General features: G+C 68.9%; 15 protein-coding genes. 9 read left to right on the plus strand and 6 right to left on the minus strand.

What is annotated here, in order from left to right:
• Nucleotides 1-51: 51 nt before the first annotated feature.
• Entirely contained in the window at nucleotides 52-444 is a 393-nt protein-coding gene (locus BO221_RS40395; protein ID WP_073566301.1) for a hypothetical protein, read from the plus strand.
• A gap of 7 nt (nucleotides 445-451) precedes the next feature.
• Here BO221_RS40395 and BO221_RS40400 read toward each other — a convergent pair whose 3' ends face one another.
• Nucleotides 452-2,083, minus strand: a complete 1,632-nt coding sequence (locus BO221_RS40400; RefSeq protein WP_073566237.1) for a fumarate hydratase — start codon at nucleotides 2,081-2,083, stop codon at nucleotides 452-454.
• 211 nt (nucleotides 2,084-2,294) lie between these two features.
• Between BO221_RS40400 and BO221_RS40405 the strand changes: the two genes are divergently transcribed.
• On the plus strand, nucleotides 2,295-2,756 hold the full coding sequence (locus BO221_RS40405; RefSeq protein ID WP_073566238.1) for a hypothetical protein: 462 nt from the start codon (nucleotides 2,295-2,297) through the stop codon (nucleotides 2,754-2,756).
• An 81-nt stretch (nucleotides 2,757-2,837) separates the two neighbouring features.
• Here BO221_RS40405 and ligA read toward each other — a convergent pair whose 3' ends face one another.
• Entirely contained in the window at nucleotides 2,838-4,913 is a 2,076-nt protein-coding gene (gene ligA, locus BO221_RS40410; RefSeq protein ID WP_083682183.1) for an NAD-dependent DNA ligase LigA, read from the minus strand.
• Nucleotides 4,914-5,051: 138 nt separating this feature from the next.
• On the opposite strand from ligA, the gene BO221_RS40415 reads away from it, so the two are divergent.
• Both BO221_RS40415 and BO221_RS40420 read left to right on the plus strand, forming a co-directional pair.
• Nucleotides 5,052-6,749, plus strand: a complete 1,698-nt coding sequence (locus BO221_RS40415) for a dipeptidase (protein ID WP_073566239.1) — start codon at nucleotides 5,052-5,054, stop codon at nucleotides 6,747-6,749.
• A gap of 144 nt (nucleotides 6,750-6,893) precedes the next feature.
• Nucleotides 6,894-7,634 (plus strand): PP2C family serine/threonine-protein phosphatase, encoded by a 741-nt coding sequence (locus BO221_RS40420; protein WP_073566240.1) that lies wholly within the window; start codon nucleotides 6,894-6,896, stop codon nucleotides 7,632-7,634.
• Nucleotides 7,635-7,651: 17 nt separating this feature from the next.
• On the opposite strand, the gene BO221_RS40425 is transcribed toward BO221_RS40420, so the two are convergent.
• Nucleotides 7,652-10,018, minus strand: a complete 2,367-nt coding sequence (locus BO221_RS40425) for an FdhF/YdeP family oxidoreductase (RefSeq protein ID WP_143195975.1) — start codon at nucleotides 10,016-10,018, stop codon at nucleotides 7,652-7,654.
• Between the two features lie 557 nt (nucleotides 10,019-10,575).
• On the opposite strand from BO221_RS40425, the gene BO221_RS40430 reads away from it, so the two are divergent.
• Nucleotides 10,576-11,073, plus strand: a complete 498-nt coding sequence (locus tag BO221_RS40430) for an imm11 family protein (protein ID WP_083682187.1) — start codon at nucleotides 10,576-10,578, stop codon at nucleotides 11,071-11,073.
• Between the two features lie 167 nt (nucleotides 11,074-11,240).
• Nucleotides 11,241-11,927, plus strand: a complete 687-nt coding sequence (locus BO221_RS40435; protein WP_073566242.1) for an endonuclease V — start codon at nucleotides 11,241-11,243, stop codon at nucleotides 11,925-11,927.
• A gap of 10 nt (nucleotides 11,928-11,937) precedes the next feature.
• Here the strand turns inward: BO221_RS40435 and BO221_RS40440 are convergent, their stop codons facing one another.
• From BO221_RS40440 to BO221_RS40450, 3 genes are all read right to left on the minus strand, one after another.
• Nucleotides 11,938-13,035 (minus strand): alpha/beta fold hydrolase, encoded by a 1,098-nt coding sequence (locus BO221_RS40440; RefSeq protein ID WP_073566243.1) that lies wholly within the window; start codon nucleotides 13,033-13,035, stop codon nucleotides 11,938-11,940.
• 83 nt (nucleotides 13,036-13,118) lie between these two features.
• Nucleotides 13,119-14,930, minus strand: coding sequence for an OPT family oligopeptide transporter (locus BO221_RS40445; protein WP_073566244.1), 1,812 nt, complete (start codon nucleotides 14,928-14,930; stop codon nucleotides 13,119-13,121).
• 83 nt (nucleotides 14,931-15,013) lie between these two features.
• Nucleotides 15,014-15,619, minus strand: coding sequence for an HD family hydrolase (locus BO221_RS40450; RefSeq protein WP_073566245.1), 606 nt, complete (start codon nucleotides 15,617-15,619; stop codon nucleotides 15,014-15,016).
• A gap of 55 nt (nucleotides 15,620-15,674) precedes the next feature.
• Between BO221_RS40450 and BO221_RS40455 the strand changes: the two genes are divergently transcribed.
• From BO221_RS40455 to BO221_RS40465, 3 genes are all read left to right on the plus strand, one after another.
• Nucleotides 15,675-16,526, plus strand: a complete 852-nt coding sequence (locus tag BO221_RS40455) for an RnfABCDGE type electron transport complex subunit D (RefSeq protein ID WP_073566246.1) — start codon at nucleotides 15,675-15,677, stop codon at nucleotides 16,524-16,526.
• Nucleotides 16,496-17,842, plus strand: coding sequence for a DUF2330 domain-containing protein (locus BO221_RS40460; RefSeq protein WP_073566247.1), 1,347 nt, complete (start codon nucleotides 16,496-16,498; stop codon nucleotides 17,840-17,842). The genes BO221_RS40455 and BO221_RS40460 overlap by 31 nt, the downstream gene beginning before the upstream one ends.
• A 90-nt stretch (nucleotides 17,843-17,932) precedes the next feature.
• Entirely contained in the window at nucleotides 17,933-21,292 is a 3,360-nt protein-coding gene (locus tag BO221_RS40465) for a serine/threonine-protein kinase (RefSeq protein ID WP_073566248.1), read from the plus strand.
• Nucleotides 21,293-21,303: the final 11 nt, after the last annotated feature.

Consider the following 21,303-nt stretch of genomic DNA (forward strand, 5'->3'; position numbering starts at 1 on the left):
TTATACCAAGAGCTGGATGCCGTGGTCTCCGACCTGCGCTATGTGGAGGGCATGGCGATTGAGACAGAATCGGGGGCGACGCTCCCCTTCGACCGCTTCTGGGATTGGATCCTGGATCACACCAACTGCATCCTCAGCATCGGCACGGAGGAAGCCTGGCTGTACGACGCCGAGGCGCTCCACTGGGTGCTCTTCTCGGAGGAGAACGGCTCGCCCGTGGTGCAGCTCATCCTGGGCAAGCGGCTGGTGGGAGAGATGGTGATCGACACCACGGACCTGCACCAGGTGCAGGTGATGGTGGATCCGGACAACGTGGAGCGCGGCTACTACCTCTTCAAGGTGGTGGGGGGCCTGAAGTCGGCCCCCCGGGTGCGCTACACCTTCCAGCTCGCCCACGGGCTGGAGAACATGCCCACCCCGCACGTGGCGGGGTTGAAGCACTGAGGACGGCTCACGGCTTCTTCGTGGGCTTGTTGATGTCCGCGAAGAAGTCGTTGCCCTTGTCGTCCACGACGATGAAGGCCGGGAAGTCCACCACTTCGATCTTCCAGACGGCCTCCATGCCCAGCTCGGGGTACTCGAGCACTTCCACCTTCTTGATGCAGTCCTTGGCGAGCCGCGCCGCCGGGCCGCCGATGGAGCCCAGGTAGAAGCCGCCGTGCTGCTTGCAGGCCGCGGTGACGGCCGGCGAGCGGTTGCCCTTGGCCAGCATCACGAAGCTGCCGCCCTGCGCCTGGAACTGGTCCACGTAGGCGTCCATGCGGCCCGCCGTCGTCGGACCGAACGAGCCGGAGGCGTAGCCCTCGGGCGTCTTGGCCGGGCCGGCGTAATACACCATGTAGTCCTTGAGGTACTGCGGCATGCCCTCGCCGCGATCCAGGCGCTCCTTGATGGTCGCATGCGCGATGTCGCGCGCCACCACCATGGGGCCCGACAGCGACAGGCGCGTCTTGATGGGGTAGCGAGAGAGCTCGGCGCGGATGTCCGCCATGGGGCGGTTCAGGTCGATCTTCACCACGTCGCCCGACAGGTCCGAGTCCTTCGTCTCCGGCAGGTACTTCGCCGGGTCCGCCTCCAGCTGCTCCAGGAAGACGCCGTCCTTCGTGATCTTGCCGAGCGCCTGGCGGTCCGCGGAGCAGGACACGGCGATGGCCACCGGGCAGGAAGCGCCGTGGCGGGGCAGGCGGATGACGCGCACGTCATGGCAGAAGTACTTGCCGCCGAACTGGGCGCCGATGCCGGTGCGCTGGGTGAGCTTGAGGACCTCCTGCTCCAGCGCCACGTCGCGGAAGCCGCGGCCGAGCTTGTTGCCCTCGGTGGGCAGCGAGTCCAGGTAGCGCGCCGAGGCGTACTTGGCCGTCTTGAGCGCGAACTCGGCCGAGGTGCCGCCCACCACGATGGCCAGGTGGTACGGCGGGCAGGCCGCGGTGCCCAGCGAGCGGATCTTCGACTCGATGAACGTCAGGAGGCTCTGCGGGTTGAGGACCGCCTTGGTCTCCTGGAAGAGGTAGCTCTTGTTGGCCGAGCCGCCGCCCTTGGCCATGAAGAGGAATTTGTAGGCGTCGCCGTCGGTGGCGTAGAGCTCGATCTGCGCGGGGAGGTTGTTGTTGGTGTTGACCTCCTTGTACATGTCGAGTGGCGCCATCTGCGAGTAGCGCAGGTTGGCGGTGCGGTAGGTGTCGAAGACGCCGCGCGAGATGGCCGCCTCGTCACCGCCGCCGGTCATCACATACTGGCCCTTCTTGCCCATGACGATGGCGGTGCCGGTGTCCTGGCAGGAGGGGAGCACGCCGCCCGCGGCGATGTTGGCGTTCTTGAGCAGCTCGAGCGCCACGAAGCGGTCGTTGGACGAGGCCTCGGGGTCCTGGAGGATGTGGGCGAGCTGCTGGAGGTGGCCGGGCCGCAGGAGGTGGGAGATGTCCCGCATGGCCTCGCGGGTGAGGAGTGAGAGCGCCTCGGGGGCGACCTGGAGGAAGGTCTTCCCGCCGGCCTCGAAGGTGGAGACGTGATCCTTCGTGAGCAGCCGGTAGGGCGTCTCGTCCTTGCCGAGCGGCAGCATGTCCTGGAACTGGAAGTCGTTCATCGTGGCCTTCTCCAACGGGTGGCTCCGCCGATTGTCGGCGCAGAGGGGCCCGTCCGGGGAGCCTTCTGGGAACACATCGAAAACCTTCCCTCATGCGAGCAACGAGCCATTGTAGGGGAGCCGCCCGCCGGCCCTGGCGCGGCTGAGCGGCATCCAGGCGGGCAGGGGGGTCGCTTGCCCCGTACGGGTTTTCCCTGCAACGCTGAGGGGGATGGCGACCCCGAGCCACATCACCTTCGATGACTCCTTGTGGCCGCTGCTCGTCGTGCGGTTCACCGGCATGCCGACGAATCAGCAGTTCGAGGAGTACATGGCCAGGCGGGGGAGCTATCTGGCACGCAACCAGAAGCACACGCTCATCTACGACACGGTGAGCTTCACCGTGCTCTCCCCCGAGCAGCGCCAGCGGCAGATCCACTGGCTCAAGGAGCACAAGGAGTCGCTGCGGACGCTCTCGCTGGGCAGCGCCCTCATCATCACCTCGCCCGTCGTGCGGCTGTTGCTGAGCGGCGTGCTGCACTTCTCCCAGGCGAGCTCGCCGTACCATGCCGCCCGCTCGATGTCCGATGCCGCGAGCTGGTGCGCCGGACGCCTCGCGGGCGCCGGTCTGCTCGCGGAGGCCCAGCGTGTCCGGGCGCATTTCGGGCTGACTCCAGGACAGGGCACGGGCTGAGCCGGTCCGGACGCGAGGTCGGGCAACTGATCCGATTGTTGGACAAGTTGGTGACGAGCGCGCCCGGAGGGGCCTCTTCCTTCAGTGCAGCGGGCGAGGCCTGCCCAGGCGTCGGAGGAACTCCTGCTCGTCCACGGTCTCGATGCCGAGGGCCTGGGCCTTGTCGTACTTGGTGCCCGGGCGCGCGCCGACGACCACGAAGGCGGTGCTCTTCGACACGCTGGAGGTGACGCGGGCCCCAGCGGCCTCGGAGGCCTGCGTGGCCTCCTCACGGCTCATCGTCTCCAGCTCGCCGGTGATGACCACGGCCTTGCCGGACAGCGGGCCCGCGGCGGGCGCCTCGGTGGCGGGGGCCTCGTCCTGGAGCTGGACGCCGCCGCGGCGCAGCTTCTCGAGGAGCTTCGTGTTCTCCGGCTGCTGGAGCCAGGAGTGGAGGCTTTGGGCGATCCTGGGGCCGATGCCCTGCACGGCCTGGAGCTCGTCGAGTGAGAGCTGGCGCAGCGCGTCCAGGGAGGGGTAGCGCTGGGTGAGCAGCCGGGCGGCGAACGGGCCCACGTGCCGGATGTTGAGGCCCACGAGCAGCCGCCAGAGGGGCCGGTGCCGCGCGGACTCGATGGCGGACAGCAGGTTCCGCACGGACTTCTCGCCCGTGTTGGGCAGTTGCCCGAGTTGCTCGGCGGTGAGGAAGAAGATGTCACCCGGGTCCTTCACCAGCCCCTGCTCCAGCAACTGCATGCCGGTGACGTACCCGAGGTGCTCGATGTCCATGGCGCCGCGCGAGGCGAAGTGGAAGAGCCACTCGATGGCCTGGGAGGGGCAGCCCACGCGGTTGGGACAGCGCCAGTCGGCTTCGCCCTCCTCGCGCACCAGCTTCGTGCCGCAGGCGGGACACTTCTTCGGAAAGCGCCACGGGCGCGTGTCCGGTGGGCGCTTGGGCAGCACGGGGCCGACGACCTCGGGGATGACCTCGCCGGCCCGCCGGACGATGACGGTGTCTCCCTCGCGCACGTCCCGGCGGCGGACCTCCTCCTCGTTGTGGAGCGTGGCGTACGTCACCGTGGCCCCGCTCACCCGCACCGGCTCCAGCACGGCGAAGGGCGTCACCTTGCCCGTCCGGCCCGTGTTCACCGAGATGCTCTTCACGAGCGTGGTCCGCTCCTCCGGCGGGAACTTGAAGGCGATGGCCCAGCGCGGCGCCCGGCTCGTCTCCCCGAGCTCCCGCTGCTGCTCCAGCGCGTCCACCTTCACCACCGCGCCGTCGATCTCATAGTCCACGTCGTGGCGGTGCTCCTGCCAGTACGCGCAGAAGTCCTGCGCCTCCTTCAACGTGCGCACCCGCTCCAGCTCCGGGTTCACCGGCAGCCCCGTGCGCTTGAGGAAGTCGAGTGCCTCGGAGTGCCGGGAGAGCGAGACGCCCTCGGCGAAGCCCAGCGCGTAGCACCACATCCGCAGTGGCCGGGAGGCCGTCACCGCCGGATCCTTCTGCCGGATGCTGCCCGCGGCACCGTTGCGCGGATTGGCGAAGGGCCGCTCGCCCCGCGCCGTCAGCTCCGCGTTGAGCCGCTCGAAGGCCTTCACGGGCAGATAGATTTCCCCCCGCACCTCCAGTACGCGCGGGAGTCCGGTGCCGCGCAGGCGCATGGGGACCGAGCGCATCGTGCGGACGTTGGCGGTGATGTCCTCGCCCACGAGCCCGTCTCCCCGGGTGGCCGCCCGCACCAGGGCGCCGTCCTCATAGGTGAGCGAGACGGCCAGCCCGTCGATCTTCAGCTCGCAGACGCAGTCCGTCCGGGCTCCGAGCCGCCGCTCCACGCGTGCTGCCCACGCGGCGAGCTCCTCGCCGGAGAAGGCGTTGTCGAGCGAGCGCATCGGAAGCCGGTGCTTCACCGGGGCGAACAGCTCCGTGGGCCTGCCTCCGACGCGCTGCGTAGGGCTTTCCGGGAGGATGAGCTCGGGGAACTCCGCCTCGAGCTGACGCAGCTCGCGCATCAGCGCGTCGTACTCGGCGTCGGAGACCTCGGGGCTGTCGAGCACGTAATAGCGGTAGTCGTGCGCGTTGATGACGTCGCGCAGTTCCTCGACGCGTCGCTGGGCCACCTCGCGCCGCCGCTCATCCCCGCGAAGGGGCTGTGTTTCCGTGGGAAGCTCAGGTTGCATGTCCCTACCCGACCTCTCCCAAGCTAGGCCGTGTCCGCGTTCTGGGCACCTGCCGCCCGGCTCCCTGCCCGGTGGGCGAGGGGCATGCGGCAATCGGAAAGGGGTGCATGCGGGAGAGCCCTGGTAGCATCCGCCGCCATGATCCGACCCCTTACGAAGTTCCTCCCGGCCCTGGCTGTCTCGGTGGGACTGGCCGCGCCCGCCGCGCTCGCCTGCACCAGCCTGCTGGTCAACAAGGGCGCCACGGCTGACGGCTCCTCCTTCATCACCTACGCCGCGGACTCGCACGAGCTGTACGGCGAGCTGTATTACACCCCGGCGCGCCGCAACGCGCCCGGCGCCATGCGCGACATCGTCGAGTGGGACACGGGCAAGTTCCTCGGCCGCATCAAGGATGCCCCCGTCACCTACACGGTGGTGGGCAACATGAACGAGCACCAGCTCTCCATCAGTGAGTCCACCTTCACTGGCCGCAAGGAGCTGGAGGGCCCGGCCGGTATCATCGACTACGGCTCGCTCATCTACACCGCCCTGGAGCGCGCGAAGACGGCCCGCGAGGCCATCAAGGTCATGACGGACCTGGTCGCCGAGTACGGCTACGCCTCCACCGGCGAGTCCTTCTCCATCGCCGATCCGAAGGAGGTGTGGTTCCTCGAGATGATCGGCAAGGGCACGGGCCAGAAGGGCGCGGTGTGGGTGGCCCGCCGGCTGCCCGAGGGCTACCTGTCGGCGCACGCCAACCAGGCCCGCATCCGCCAGTTCCCGCTGAATGACGCGGAGAACGCGGTGTACTCGCCGGACGTCGTCTCCTTCGCGCGCGAGAAGGGCTGGTACAAGGGGGCGGACAAGGACTTCAGCTTCGCGGACACCTACCACCCGCTGGACTTCGAGAGCGTGCGCTTCGCCGAGGCTCGCGTGTGGAGCATCTTCCGCCGCGCGGCGCCGTCGGCCGGGCTGGGCGCGGACTACGTGGATGGCTCGGCTCCCAACAAGCGCCTGCCGCTGTGGGTGAAGCCGGACAAGAAGCTCACCGTGCAGGACGTCATGGGGCTGATGCGTGACCACTTCGATGGCACGCCGCTGGACATGACGAAGGACGTGGGCGCCGGGCCGTACGCCGCGCCCTACCGCTGGCGCCCGATGACGTGGGAGGTGGACGGGAAGAAGTACTTCCACGAGCGTGCCATCTCCACGCAGCAGACGGGCTTCTCCTTCGTGGCGCAGATGCGCTCGTGGATGCCGGGCCCCATCGGCGGCGTGCTCTGGTTCGGCGTGGATGACACCTCCACCACCGTGTACACGCCCATGTACGCGGGCATCCGCACCACGCCGAGGAACTTCGCCACGGGCGTGGCCAGCCGTGGGCAGTTCTCCTGGGACTCGTCCTTCTGGGTGTTCAACTGGGTGTCCAACCAGGCCTACGCGCGCTGGAGCGACGTGAGCGTCGACGTCCATAAGGTGCAGGGCGAGCTGGAGGGCCAGTTACTCGCCGACCAGGCCGACATCGAGAAGGCCGCGTTGGAGCTGTACAAGAGCTCGCCCGAGCAGGCGCGCACCTACCTCACCGAGTACTCGACGCGGCAGGGCGACAAGGTCCACACGCGCTGGCGCAAGCTGGGCGAGCAGCTGCTCGTGAAGTACATCGACGGCAACGTGCGCGACGAGCAGGGCCGGGTGAACCACCCGAAGTACCCGGAGTCCTGGTACCGGCACATCGTGCGCGACACGGGCGCGCGGCTGGCGCTTCCCGAGGCGCCGAAGCCCGCCGAGGCGAAGCCGCAGGCGCAGCCGGGCCAGAAGGCCGAGCCGAAGCCCACGGTGGCTCCGGCGCCGTGACGCGGTGAGGCACGCGGGCGCGAGAGGCTCCCGCGCCCGGGGAGCGGGAGGCCAGGGAGGCGTTATCTCCTTGGCCCGGTGCCTGGACCCGTCGAGACTCGTCGAGGGATGCGCATGTTTCTCTCGACACCTTCGGGGTCCGCCATGTCTCGAATCGACAGCGGAGCGGCCACGCACATAGGCCGCCGGCCGAACAACGAGGACTCCTACTGCCAGAAGCCGGAGCTGGGCTTCTTCGCGGTCGCGGATGGTCTGGGAGGCCACGAGGGGGGCGAGGTGGCCAGTCAGCTCGTGTTGAGCACGGTGGCCGACTTCCTGACCGCCCAGGAGGGCCAGCCGCAGCCCGCTACGCCGGGAGGGACGGCGGAGGGCCTCATCGTCCGGGCCGTGCGCCTGGCGCACCATGAGGTGCACGTGCGTCAGAGCGGGCGGTTGTCGATGATGGCCTCGACGATCACCGCGGTGCTGCTGAGGGACGGAGAGGTCGTGGTGTGCAACCTCGGGGACAGCCGTACGTTCCTGGTGCGCGAAGGGGAGCTGCGGCGGCTCACGAAGGACCACACGGTGCTCGCGGAGATGGAGGAGGCGGGGCTGGATACGAGCAACCCCTTCGCCATGCTGCACCGCAACTCCCTGACGGGGGCGGTGGGGATGGAGGCCAGCGTGGACCCCGAGTGCTGTCGCGTGGCGGTGCAGCCGGGGGACGTGCTGGTGCTCGCCAGCGATGGCCTGTACGAGCCCGTGCCGCCGGAGCTGATGGTGTCGCTGCTGGCGGAAGGGGGCTCGGCCCAGGAGATGGCCGAGCGGCTCGTTTCCCAGGCCTACGACCGGGGAGGCACCGACAACATCACCGGCGTGGTGGTGCGGGTGCTGGAGAACAGCTGAGCCCCGGGCGAAGCGCGTCAGGGCACGGAGGCCGTCAGGGCGGGCAGGTCCACGGCGGGCGAGAGGCTGATGATGACCGACTTGGACGTCGGCGTGCGGCTCTTCTCCGCGAAGCTGTCGAGCGGCACCAGCACGTTGGCCTCGGGGAAGTAGGTGGCCGCGCATCGCCGGGGGATGTCGTACGGAACCACCACGAACTTCCGCGCCACCCGCTGCACGCCCTCGAAGTGGCTGGTGAGGTCCACCACCTGCCCTGCCTCCACACCGAGCTGCTTCATGTCCTCGGCGTTCAGCATCACCACGCGCCGCCCGTTGCGGATGCCCCGGTAGCGGTCGTCCAACCCGTACACCGTGGTGTTGTACTGGTCGTGCGTGCGGATGGTCATCATCAAGAGCTGCCCTGGCTCGAGCTTCAGCCGTGACATCTCGTGCACCGTGAAGTGCCCCTTGCCGCTCTGCGTGGTGAAGCGGCCCTCGCGCGGGCCGTTGGGCAGGGCGAAGCCGCCCGGCTCGCGTACCCGGCGATTGAAGTCCTCGAAGCCCGGAACCACCCGGGAGATGAGGTCGCGGACGCGGTCGTAGTCCTCCACCAGCCACTCCCACCGCACCGAGCTGCGAGAGCCGAGCACCGCTCGCGCCAGCTTCGACACGAGCGCGGGCTCGCTGAGCAGGTGCTCCGAGGCGGGGGGCAGCGTTCCCCGTGAGGCGTGCACCACGCCCATCGAGTTCTCCACTGTGACGAACTGCGGCCCACCGGACTGCACGTCGCTCTCGGTGCGGCCGAGGCACGGCAGGATGAGCGCCCGCTTCCCGGTGACGAGGTGCGCCCGGTTCAACTTGGTGGACACGTGCACCGTCAGCCGCGTGCGGCGCAGGGCCTCGGCGGTGCGCTCGGTGTCGGGCGTCGCGGACAGGAAGTTGCCGCCCATGGCGAAGAAGACCTTCACGCGGCCCTCGCGCATCGCCTGGATGGTGGCCACCGTATCCATCCCGTGGTGGCGCGGCGGCTCGAAGGCGAGCTCGCGGGACAGCGCGTCCAGGAACGCCGGCCGGGGCCGCTCCCAGATGCCCATGGTCCGGTCGCCCTGCACGTTGCTGTGGCCGCGCACCGGGCACACTCCGGCTCCCGGCTTGCCGATGCTCCCGCGCAGCAGCGTCAGGTTGATGATCTCCTGGATGTTGCCCACCGCGTTGCGGTGCTGCGTCAGTCCCATGGCCCAGCACCAGATGATGCGGTCGGTGCTCGCCAGCCACTCGGCGGCGGTCTCGATCTGCTCGCGAGCCACGCCACTCTGCTCCACCACGTCTTCCCAGGACACGGTGTCCAGGTGCGCCGCGTAGGCCTCGAAGCCGAGCGTCCTGCCCTCCACGAACTCCCGCGCGACCACCGTGCCCGGCTGCTTCGCCTCGCGCGCCAGCAGCGCCTTGCCCAGTCCCTGCAACAGCGCCACGTCGCCGTTGATGCGCACCTGGAGGAACAGCTCCGCGAGCGGTGTGCCCGAGCCGAGGATGCCGCGCATGGCCTGCGGGTGCTTGAAGCGTTGCAGGCCCGGCTCCGGAAGCGGATTGATGCTGACGATGCGGCAGCCCTGGCGTTTGGCGGCCTCGAGCGCCGTGAGCATGCGCGGGTGGTTGGTGCCCGGGTTCTGCCCGATGACGACGATGACCTGGGCCTTCTCGAAGTCCTCCAGCGTCACCGTGCCCTTGCCGATGCCGATGGTTTCGAGCAGGGCGGTGCCGCTCGATTCGTGGCACATGTTGGAACAGTCCGGCAGGTTGTTGGTGCCGAACTGGCGCACGAAGAGCTGGTAGAGGAAGGCCGCCTCGTTGCTGGTGCGCCCCGAGGTGTAGAAGCACGCCTCGTCCGGCGAGCCGAGCGCCTTGAGTTCCCCGGCGATGAGGGTGAAGGCCTCGTCCCAGGAGATGGACGCGTAGTGCGAGGCCCCCTCGCGCAGCACCATGGGGTGGGTGAGCCGGCCCTGCTTGCCGAGCCAGTGGTCTGTCTGCGCGGCCAGGTTCATCAGGCTCCACTGGCGGAAGAAGTCCGGAGTCACCCGCGCCGTGGTGGCCTCCTCGGCGACGGCCTTGGCGCCGTTCTCACAGAACTCGAAGGGGGTGCGGTGCTTCGGGTCCGGCCATGCACAGCCCGGGCAGTCGAAGCCGTGCGTCTGGTTCACCTTCAGCAGTGTCTGGGTGCCACGTACCGGCCCCATCTCGCCCCAGGCGTGCTTCATGGCGGATACCACCGCGGGCACTCCTCCCGCGGAGACGGAGGGAGCGCCGACGCGCAGGGGTTCGGGCGTGGTAGGGGGCTGGGCGCTCGGAAGCGTCTCCGGCCGGGCGGAAGTGTCCGGGTGGGACTCCGCCGCCTGCTCCTGCCGCATCGCATCCGCCATGGTGTCCTCCTGCATGCCCGGGCGCGGAGGGGGCCGCGACCGATGGGGCGCTGGAGTCTACCTCCCCCGGCTCGCTGGTGGGGGCGCCGGACAGTCATGCATGCTCGCCAGGTGATGAGGAGAGCATTCTCGTTGGTGTGCCTGTCGGTGGTGCTGGGCGTTGTCCTGCCCGCGTGTGCGACGGTCCCGGAGGCGGTGCCTGCCGACGTTGCACTCCCGGGTCCCGGCTATACCGATGGGTAACGAATACCTAGGCCAGCGGAACAAAGTTCTTTCAGGGAGTCTGTCCGCGCCGTCTACGCAAGTCACTCCCTCGAGTTCAGCCCGCCTCCCGGGCGCGCTCTTCACGAACTTGTCCAACTGTTGGACAAGTTTGGCGAGACCGTGCCCGGAGGGGTCCCTCCTGCTCTCAAGCCGAGGAGAGACCCCTGCACGGACTTTCTTCCGATGGCTTAGGCTGGAGATGAGGGGCGAGGCGCATGGTTCGGTATTTCGATCTGATGGATGACAGACGCCCCCAGCCGCGTTGGCATCTGGGAACTCCTGTGGATGAGCAAGGACAGGAGATCGATCCCTGGCAGTTCAAGGAGGGGAGATGGCTCGAGTTGGGTTGCGTGCCTCGCTTCCCGCTCGACGTCCCAGGATTCCCGCTGGATTACTGCTGGGCTGCGTTTTCCATCCCCGTGCTCCATGGACGAGTCGTCCAGCTATTCGAGCGGCTGCAAGTCAAGGATGTGCAGTTCATTCCCGCCCATGTCGAGGGGCATGACGCGCCCTACTTCATTCTCAATGCGCTGCGCATCATCCGGTGTATCGACGATGCCAGGAGTACACGGGTGGAGTACTGGACGCCTGCGGATGACCGTCCCGACAAACTGGGGCAGTACCGGGTCGTGTCCGGCATGCGCATTGACCCTTCCAAGGTGGGCGATGCCCGTGTCTTCCGTCCCTGGGGCTGGCGGGTGGCCCTCATCATCTCCGAGGACCTCAAGCAGGCCATGGAGGCAGAGGGCATCACCGGCACTCGATTCGTCGAGGTGTGACGCCACGGACGCCGTTGCCGGAGCCTTTCTCGAGTTCTACTTTTTCAAGGGCCCACGTGCCCGAGGGCGGACGCAAACTGGTGCCGGGCGACAGGGTGACCTAATCTCCGAGGTCGGCTGGCGCGGCCCATTCCACGAGGACGGCCCTGCACGGCCTCGGAGGGTGGATGGAGCTGGTACCGCTGCATGGATGGAACCTCTCACCGAAACAGGCGGTGGCGCTGCAGCGTGAGCTGCGCGAGCGTCTGATATTGCGTCCGCCCCCGGGGTTGAAGGCGGAGCGGGTGGCGGGCGCGGACATCTCCATGAGCCGTGGTGACGACACCGCGTACGGAGGCCTCGCGGTGTTGGACGCGGGGACGCTGGAGCCAGTGGCCCAGGTGAGTGTCGCGGTGAAGCTGCGCTTCCCCTATGTCCCGGGGCTGTTGTCCTTCCGGGAGCTGCCGGTGCTCTCCGAGGCGTGGGCCCGGCTGAACGTGCGTCCGGACGTGCTCATCTTCGACGGGCAGGGGACGGCACACCCCCGGCGCTTCGGGCTGGCGTGCCATGGCGGGCTGCTGTTCGGCGTGCCCTCCATCGGGTGTGCCAAGTCTCTACTGGTCGGCGGACACGGACCGCTGGGGGCCGAGCGTGGCTCGATGGCGGAGATCACCCATGGGGGCGAGGTGGTGGGCATGGCGGTGCGCACGCGCCCCAACGTGCTGCCCGTCTACGTCTCGCCGGGGCACATGATGGACCTGCCCACGGCGGTCGAGCTGGTGCTGCGGGTGACGTCCCGCTACCGCGAGCCCGAGACGACGCGCCATGCGCACCGCCTGGTGAACGAGGTGCGCCGCTCGGCCCGGGGGCAGTAGCCAACGTGTCTCAGTGCAGCATGGCCTCGAGCCGCACCTCGGCCACGGCGCGCACCTGCTGGGTGAGGATGTCGTTGAACCTGCCGGGCTCCTCGAACGGTGGAGAGTGCCCGGAGTGCTCGAACCAGAGCAGCGTCTTGCGCGGAGCCTCCAGCTTGTCGAAGTAGCGCACGGCCAGCTCCGAGGGGGTCACGTAGTCCTCGCGCCCGAGCAGGAACCAGACGGGCACCTCCAGCCGGGGCACCTGTGCCTCCAGGTCCAGACCGGCCAGCTGCGGGTACACGCGCGGGAACGTCTCCCGCAGGCCGAGGAAGAATTGCACCTTGTCGCGCAGCGAGTACTCGGGCGCGGTGAGCATCGAGGAGAGCAGCTCGGGCATCAGTCCCCGGCGGCCGGCGTGGCGGCCCGCGAGCGAGTACAACGTGAGGTACCGCTGGGTCATGTCCCGGCCGGTGTAGGGCGGCGGGCCGATGCGCGCCAGCCGCGCGAGGGCCTTGTAGTCCCCGTAGCGCATCGCCAGCTCGTAGGCGCGCAGGTGGCAGAGGGTGTCGTTCTCCAGGAAGTTCACCTGCTGGCCCGTGCCCACGAACGCATGGACGCGCTCGGGGCGGCGCTGTGCCAGCAGCACGCCGAGGATGCTGCCCCACGAGTGGCCCACGATGAACACCTTCTGCTGGGAGAAGCGGGTCGTCAGCAGCTCGAGCAGCTCGTTGGCATCGGAGACGAACTGCTCCACGGTGAGGTCGTCCCCGTTCTTCCGGGCGGCGTAGGACTTGGCGGCGCCACGCTGGTCCCACTGCACGACGGTGAAGTGCTCCTCCAGGGGTGCGTTGAAGTGGCGCACCCAGGCCATCTCGGAGGTGCCGGGGCCTCCCGACAGGTAGAGCAGCAGCGGGTTGTGGAGGCTCCGTCCGCGAATCAACAGCCATTGCTCCACGCCGCCGAGCCGCACCTGCTCCAGCGAGGCGATGCCCTCGGACACGGGCCGTCCCCGCGCATCCCGGATGCGGGGCGTGAAGCCCTGGCTGCTCCATAGCCGGGCGCCCAGGGCCACGAGCGGAATCCCTATTCCCGCCCCTGCGAGGATGCGTCGGGTCGAACGTTCCATGTCACTCCTCCTCGCCTCCAAAGCTAGTCACGGGGCTGCCTGGCCTCGCCGGCCGCTGGCCTGCCCGGCGTGCTGCCTCATCCTCAGGAGGACGCGCCGAGGACGAGCAGGATGGCCAGGCTCACGAGGCTCTCCCCCGCGATGAGTCCCGAGGCCAACGGCACGGTGACTCCGTCCGCGAGCGTGGGCCTCGCGCGGGCCAGCAGCGCCGCGGCCACCGAGCCCAGGAAGATGGACAGGGAGGTGGAGGCGGGCAGCACGAAGGCGATGCCCAGACCGGTGGGAGAGGGGATGAAGCGCCGGGCGCGCTCGGGAGCGAAGCGCTCCAGGAGGACGAGCCCCACGCCCAGGAGCGCGCCCACGAGGGCACTCCAGCGCGACACCTCGGGCAGACCTCCCAGGCCCGAGGAGAGCACGCGCGCCACGCCGGCCACGATGAAGCCGGAGGGGGCGGGGAAGCGCTCCTCGGAGATGGCCGAGACGTCCGGCACCAGCAGGTAGAAGACGGGGACGATGAGGGCCGAGCCGACGACGCAGCCCCAGAGCTGGGCGAGGAAGGTCTGCCGGGGAGCGGCGCCGAGCAGGGTGCCCGCCTTCACATCGGTGAGCAGGTCCGCGCTGGAGGCGGCGATGTTGCCGGAGAGGCTCGCCGCCACGGTGTTGGCCAGCGTGTTGCCCGGCATGAGGATGCCGAAGGCGAGCTGCGCCACGTGTCCCAGGGTTCCCGAGGGCGTCATGTCCGTCTCGCCCGTCGCGCGGCACGCCACCGCGGCGAGCGCGAAGGAGAGCAGCACGCCCAGCAGACCGAGCTGGAAGGGAAGGCCGAAGGCCACCGCGCCCAGCGTGGCGAGTCCCACGGAGAGCAGCACCACCCCGGCGAGGAACCACGTGCGGGGCACGTCCGTGGACTCGGGCAATTCACCCGGGGACCGGCGTGCACCGAGCAGCGCGCCGAACGTGCGCCGCAGCAGTCCCCGCTGGAGCGCCAGGTGGGTGAAGGAGGCGCCCGCCACCATCGCGGCGCAGGGCCACATGCTCCACTCGAGGATGCCGTAGTAGCCCGTCTCCTTCAGGAGCCCGTGCCCGTACAGCCAGGGGGCGAGTCCTCCGTAACACACGAGCGCGCCGAGCAGCAGCGAGGCCCCGGTGCGCAGGCCCACGAAGGCTCCGGTACCCAGCGGCAGGAGCATCAGCTCCATGGAGATGGTCAGCTCCGACAGCGGTACGCCGAGCAGGGCACCTGGTAGGGCGATGGCGGCGGGAAACAGCTGGAGCCCATCGCGCGCGAAGGCGAACACACCGGCCCCGAGTGCTCCCACGCCGAGGGCCCTCGCACCCTGGCGGCCCGCGGAGTCCCCGGCGTGCAGCGAGCGCGCCACCGAGGCCGCGGCCATGCCCGAGGGAAAGGGGAGGGGCTCGTGGCGGATGAAGGCGCGCTGCATGGGCAGGGCGAGGACGACGCCGAGCGCGGAGCTGAGCAGCGTCCACAGCAACAGCGCCCACAGCGGAGGATGGTGGCCGGAGAGCAGCAGCCAGGCCACGCTGGCGGTGACGATGGTGCCGCCGGTGGAGTAGCCCGCGGAGGAGGCGGCGGACTGCATGGCGCTCGTCTCGCGGAGGCTGAGGGGCGGGCCGAAGCGCGAGGCGCTCAGCCGCAGCAGTGCCCGTTGCAGGCCGAGCCCGACGACACAGGCGATGAGGGCGGCGGGAAAGGAGAGGCTCGTCTTCAACCCCAGATAGAGGTTGGACAGGCACATGAGCGCGCCGATGAGGCTGCCGAGCGCGAGCGCGCGCGGGGTGAGGGCCGAGGGGAGCGGCTCTCCGGCTCGTGGCGCCTCCGCTTCGGGGACGGCGGGTGCCGTCCTGGCCTCGTCTCTCGCTGCGCCCTCCGGCATGTCCCCAGGATAGCGCCCGGCTCGGGCGTCCTGAAATTCACTCCGTCAGGCTCCTGGAGGCCAGGCGGGCGGGCGTCGTGGTTTCAGTGGCCCTGGACTCCGGGCCGCAGCTTCTCCAGCTCGGCGAGCACGGCCTTCAGCTCGGGGGTCTCCAGCGCCTTGTGCACCGAGGCGAAGAACTGCGACAGGTCCCCCGCGCCCTGGTGCTCGTAGATGGTGGCCTGCAAGCCCATCTCCAGCCGATCCACCTGGCGCACCAGCCGGGCCTCGAAGGAGGTGCCGTGCTCGTACTCCCGCCACAGCGCGAGGTACTCGGCGCCGCGCGGCAGTTTGGCGAGGATCCGCTCCACGGCCTGCTGCTCACGCTGGAGTTTCTCCTCGCGGCTCACGGGATCATGGGGCGTGATGTCTCCCACGTAGGCCTCGCCCAGGTCATGCAGGAGCGCGATGCGCACCACCTTCGAGGCGTCCGCCTCGGGGAAGTAGCTGTCGGCGAGGAAGAGGCCCAGCAGCGCCACGCCAAATGAATGCTCGGCGACACTCTCGCAGCGCTCCCGGGAGAGGCCCACGCGCAACCACCCCTGCCGGTAGAGCTGCTTGAGGTGGTTGAGCTCGAAGTACGCCTCGATGAGGGCGAGGGTGCTCCGTCCCTGGAGGAACGAGATGGGGGGCGCGGCCTTGGTCTGCATGGGCCGGCATGGTAGCGCGTAGACCTTTTCTGGCGGGTCGGCCGTTGATGGGCGCATGACGCTCGCCGCCGCGCTTCCCCGCGACCCGCGCTACCTCCAGATCGCCTTCCTCTCCTCCTTCCTGGTGGCGGGCGTGGGGTGGCTGGGCTTCGACATTCCCGTCTGGCAGCCTCCCCTCATCATCCTCACCGCGTGCGTGACGCAGTGGGCCATGACGCGCCTGTTCCGGGCGCCACCGGTGGGGTACCTCTCGCCGCTCATCACCTCGCTGGGGCTGTCGCTGCTGCTGCGCACCGATGCCTTCTGGGTGGGGCCCTTCGCCGCGGCGGTGGCCATCTCCAGCAAGTTCGTCCTGCGTGTGCGCGGCAAGCACCTCTTCAACCCCACCAACCTGGGCCTGGTGGTGGCCATGCTGCTCACCGCGCACGCGTGGTGCTCGCCCAGCCAGTGGGGCCACAGTGGCGCGCTGCTGGGGTGGTTCGCGGCGTTCGGCCTGGCGGTGGCGCACCGCTCGTTCCGCTCGGACGTGAGCCTGGCCTTCCTGGGCTCGTGGGTGCTGCTCAAGGCGGCCCGCATCTTCTACCTGGGCGCGCCCTGGGCCAGCCTCCAGCACCAGTTGTCCGCCGGCGGCCTCATCCTCTTCACCTTCTTCATGATCTCCGACCCGAAGACGACGCCGGACCACCGCGTGGGGCGCGTCCTCTACGCCGTCTCCGTGGCCGGGCTGGCCTTCTTCATGCTGCACGGCTTGTGGTGGCAGAACGCGCTCGTCTGGGCGCTCTGCCTGGTGTCTCCCCTCACTCCCCTCATCGACCGTGTGCTGCCCTCTGGCCGCTTCCAGTGGCCGGGAGGAGGAGCACCGGAAAGGAACGACGCATGCGTTTCCGTGTCCTCGCAGCCGGCATGACGGCTGGATTCCTGACGCTCGCCGCGCCCGCCGCCGAGGCCTTCTGTGGCTTCTACGTGGGCAAGGCGGACACGAGCCTCTTCAACGAGGCCTCGCAGGTGGTGCTGGTGCGCGATGGCGAGCGCACGGTGATCACCATGTCCAACGACTACAAGGGAGAGCTCACCGACTTCGCGCTGGTGGTGCCCGTGCCGGTGGTGCTCGAGCGCGAGCAGATCCACGTGGGGGAGCGCAAGTACGTGGAGCGGCTGGATGCGTACTCCGCGCCGCGGCTGGTGGAGTACTTCGACGAGGATCCGTGTGCCCCGCCGATGGCGAGATTGCAGGATGCGTTGCCCTCGGTCGGCGCGCCGGAGGGAGCTCGGGTGGACGCGGTCCGGCGCAAGAGCCTGGGCGTGACGGTGGAAGCTGAGTACACCATTGGCGAGTACGACATCGTCCTGCTGTCGGCGAAGGAGTCGTCGGGGCTGGAGACGTGGCTGCGCGAGAGTGGCTACAAGATTCCGCCGCGGGCCGCGAAGGCGCTGGAGCCGTACATCAAGCAGGACATGAAGTTCTTCGTGGCCAGGGTGAACCTGAAGGAGCACAAGAGCCAGGGCTTCAACTACCTGCGGCCGCTGCAGATGGCCTACGAGTCGAAGAAGTTCATGCTGCCCATCCGCCTGGGCATGGCGAACGCGAAGGGCCCGCAGGACCTGGTCATCTACGCGATGACGCGGCAGGGGCGGGTGGAGTCCTCCAACTACCGCACGGTGAAGATTCCCAGCAACATGGACCTTCCCGTGTTCGTGAAGGAGGAGTTCAAACAATTCTATCCGGCGCTCTTCGAGAAGGCCCACGCGCGGGAGGAGAAGCGCGCCCTCTTCACCGAGTACGTCTGGGACATGGGGTGGTGCGACCCCTGCGCGGCGGATCCGTTGAGCCCACAGGAGTTGAGGGCGCTCGGGGTGTTCTGGCTGGACGAGCGCAACCCCACGATGGGAGGCGGTTCCCAGGTGGTGCTCACGCGGCTGCACGCGCGCTACGACGGAGAGCACTTCCCCGAGGACCTGGTGTTCCAGGTGACGAGCGACCGGCAGAACTTCCAGGCGCGCTACGTGCTGAGGCATGCCTTCAAGGGGGAGCTGTCGTGCGAGGCGGGCAAGCAGTACCTGAAGGCGCTGGACAATCGCCACCAGCAGGAGGCGGAGACGCTGGCGAACCTCACGGGCTGGGACCTGGGCACCATCACGAAGAAGATGGGGGACGACGCGCCCGGGAAGAAGGCCGCGGGCGGCAAGCCACCGGAGCCCTGGTACCGGCGGCTCTGGCGGTGAGCCGTCCTTCGCGTGCCCTCGACTCGCACCGCGCGTAATCATAAAAAGGTTCTCTCCATCGAGATCAGGTGTTCCAGGGAGAGCGCAGTCATGAGTCAGGCCAGACCCGTCGAGGACGGTGTATCCGCGGACGCGGCCCCCGCACAGGATGCCTCCGGCATCGGGAGCGCGCCCACGCTGCCGGCGTCCTCTCCCGCGCGCCTGGAACCATCGTCCCTGATGCCCGTGGTGGACCCGGCGTACTACGCCGTCCACGGGGAGCTGGCACAGGGAGGCATCGGCCGCATCCTCCGCGCCCGGGACCTGCGGCTTCGCCGGCCCGTGGCCATCAAGCAGATGCTCTCGCCCTCGCCGGAGACCGAGTCCCGCTTCCTGACCGAGGCGCTCGTCACCGCGCGTCTGCAACACCCCGCCATCGTGCCGGTGTACGAGGCGGGACGCTGGCCGGATGGTGAGCTCTTCTACTCGATGAAGCTCGTCTCCGGCTGCTCGCTGGCGGATGTGCTCTCCGGGCGCAAGACGTTGCAGGAGCGGCTGGCCTTGTTGCCCCATGTGCTGGCGGTGGCCGAGGCCATGGCCTACGCGCACTCCGAGCGCATCATCCACCGCGACCTCAAGCCGGCCAACATCCTGGTGGGAGACTTCGGCGAGACGGTGGTCATCGACTGGGGCCTGGCCAAGGAGCTCTCGCGCGTGGAGGACACCGCACCCACGCAGGCTCTCGCCGCCACGCACGCCGCCACGGACGGCGCCATGACCCGGGTTGGCACGGTGATGGGGACGCCCGCGTACATGCCTCCAGAGCAGGCCGCGGGCCGGCCCGTGGACGAGCGTGCCGACGTCTATGCTCTGGGCGCCATCCTCTATCACCTGCTCGCGGGCTCTCGTCCCTATGATGGGACGACCTCGGATCAGGTGCTGGCGCGGGTGATGAAGGGCCCACCGCCACCGCTGGTCACCCTCCATGCCCACATCCCAAGGGACTTGCAGGCGATCGTGACCAAGGCGATGGCGCGCGAGCCCGCCGAGCGCTACGCCACCGCGCGCGAGATGGCGGAGGACCTGCGCCGCTTCCAGACGGGACAGATCGTCGGAGCCTACGAGTACTCGCGGATGGATCTGCTGCGCCGCTTCGTGCGGCGCTACCGGGCCGCGGTGACGTTCCTCTTGCTGCTCGCCGCCCTGGGCGCGGAGAGCATCCGTGAGATCCACGACGAGTCCAAGAGGGCCCAGGAGGCGTACGATGAGCTCCGGCTGACCCAGGCGCGGGACATCGTGGCGGAAGCGCCCAACGACTCCCTCGAATCCTTGAGGAATCTCCCGCCCGGTTTCGAGAAGTGGTCGGCGGCGCGGACGATCGCGGCGGACGCCCAGGCCCAGGGATTCGCCAGGGTGCTGCGAAGCCACACCCAGCACATCAACGACATCTCATTCACGGCCGATGGCAGGTACTTCGTCTCCGCCAGCGACGATCGCACGCTGCGTGTCTGGGACCTCGTGCAGGACAGGGAACTCCCGGTGCTGAGGGGCCACGCCAACGAGGTGTGGCGGATCCAGATGCTCCCGGATGGGCAGGGCTTCATCTCCAGCGACAAGGACGGCGTCCTGCGCCAGTGGACGCTCTCCGCCGTGGACGGCAATGTCGAGGGGAAGGTCCTCGCGAAGTTGTGGAACCCCGTCTCGGCGCTCACGGTAGGTTGTCAGGGCCGGTGCCTGCTTGCCGCCACCCAGACGGATGACGTGCTCTACCGCTGGGACCTGGCCACGGGCGAGACCCGCACGTTTCACACGGGTGTCCAGGGCATCCAGGAACTGTTGGCTTCACCCTTGGGCTCCTGGGTGTTCGTGCGAGGCCACCGCAACGCCGCCTCGGCCCTTGGCGACGCGGACACGGGCTCCTTCCAGGTGTTGGAGCAGGCGAGGCCCACCGTGGGGGGCTTCTCCGCGGAGGGCCTCTTCTTCACGGTGAACATGCGGGGAGAGCTCCATCGCTGGAGTCCTGGAACCACCGAGGGACAACTGCTCGCACGCAACCTCGGCATCGGCACGTCGCTCGCCTTTGTCCCGGGGACTCCCTGGGTGGCCATTGGAACCCAGGAGGGAGTGATCCGGCTGCTGAACGCCGCTACGGGCCAATCGCGGGAGCTCCACCACCACGAGGGGCTCGTCAACAGCCTGGATGTCACCTTGGATGGCCGCTACCTCGCCTCGGCCAGCGCGGATCGGACCGCGGTGCTCTGGGAGCTCGAGACCGGAGAGCCCCGCCTGCTGCGTGGGCCCCGGCAACAAGCCCACCTCGTCCTGTTCTCGCCGGATGACCAGCGGTTGGCCGTCGCCAGCTTCACCGGGCAGGTGCGTCTGTTCTCCATGGAGCGGAAGCTCCATCGTGTGCTCTCCGCGGGCGCGGGTCCACAGGTCTCGCTGGATCTCTCCTCCGATGGCCAGCGGCTGGCCTCTCTGTCCGAGCAGGGCGCCCTGCGTCTCCTCGATGCCTCCTCGGGGAAGCCCTTCCTGGAGGTAACGGGTGTTTCTCCGGGCACGGTGCGCTTCTCCGGGGATGGACAGTGGCTGGCCGCGGGTGGACTCGATGGACGGCTGCACCTGTACGCCTCCGCCACGGGAAGCGAGCGGCCACTCCAGTCAGGACCTGGAGCCCGCGTCACGGCGATCTCCTTCTCTGGAGACGGCCAGCGCCTCGCCTCGTCGGACGAGGAAGGTGGGGTGTGGCTGTGGGATGTCGCCTCGGGGAAGGGTCAGCGTCTCGGAGCACATGGGAAGATGGTGTGGCAGCTCGCGTTCTCACCCGACGGCGGCCTCATCGCCTCCGCGGGCGAGGACAAGGAGGTACGGCTGTGGAACGTGACCACGCCGGGCAAGTTCCGGCTCCTGAACGGGCACCAGCATGTCGTGCGCGCCATGGCTTTCTCCCCGAATGGCGAGCACCTCGTCACGGGCGGATTGGAACAGGTGATCTTCTGGGATGTGAAAAGCGGCCAGAGCGTTGCCAACAACCCGAGCGGTGGAGTCGTCCTGGAACTGCTCTACTCGCCCCAGGGGGATGTGGTGGCCAGCCGCAACCAGAAGGATGACAGCGTGATGCTCTGGGACGCGCGAAAGCGCGTGCCGATCCTCGTGCCCCGTGGCCACCAGGGCGATGTGCTGGATCTCGCCTTCTCGCCGGATGGAACGCGTCTGGCTTCGGCGAGTCTCGACAAGACCGTGCGGCTGTGGGACCTGGCGACCCTGGAGAGCCGCGCTTTGCGAGGCCACATGGGGCAGGTGGCGGCGGTGGCCTTCTTCCCGGACGGCAAGACGCTCGCCTCCACCGGTGAGGACGGCTCCGTCCGGCTCTGGCCGGATGACCTGCCCTTCGAGCCGGAGGCCCTGCTCGCCTGGCTGAAGTCCTTCTCGGCCGACCAGGAAGGCCCTCCCGCACCTCTTCGTCCCTGAACCAGGAGCTT

Source organism: Archangium sp. Cb G35 (assembly GCF_001896145.1).
Lineage (GTDB): Bacteria > Myxococcota > Myxococcia > Myxococcales > Myxococcaceae > Archangium > Archangium violaceum.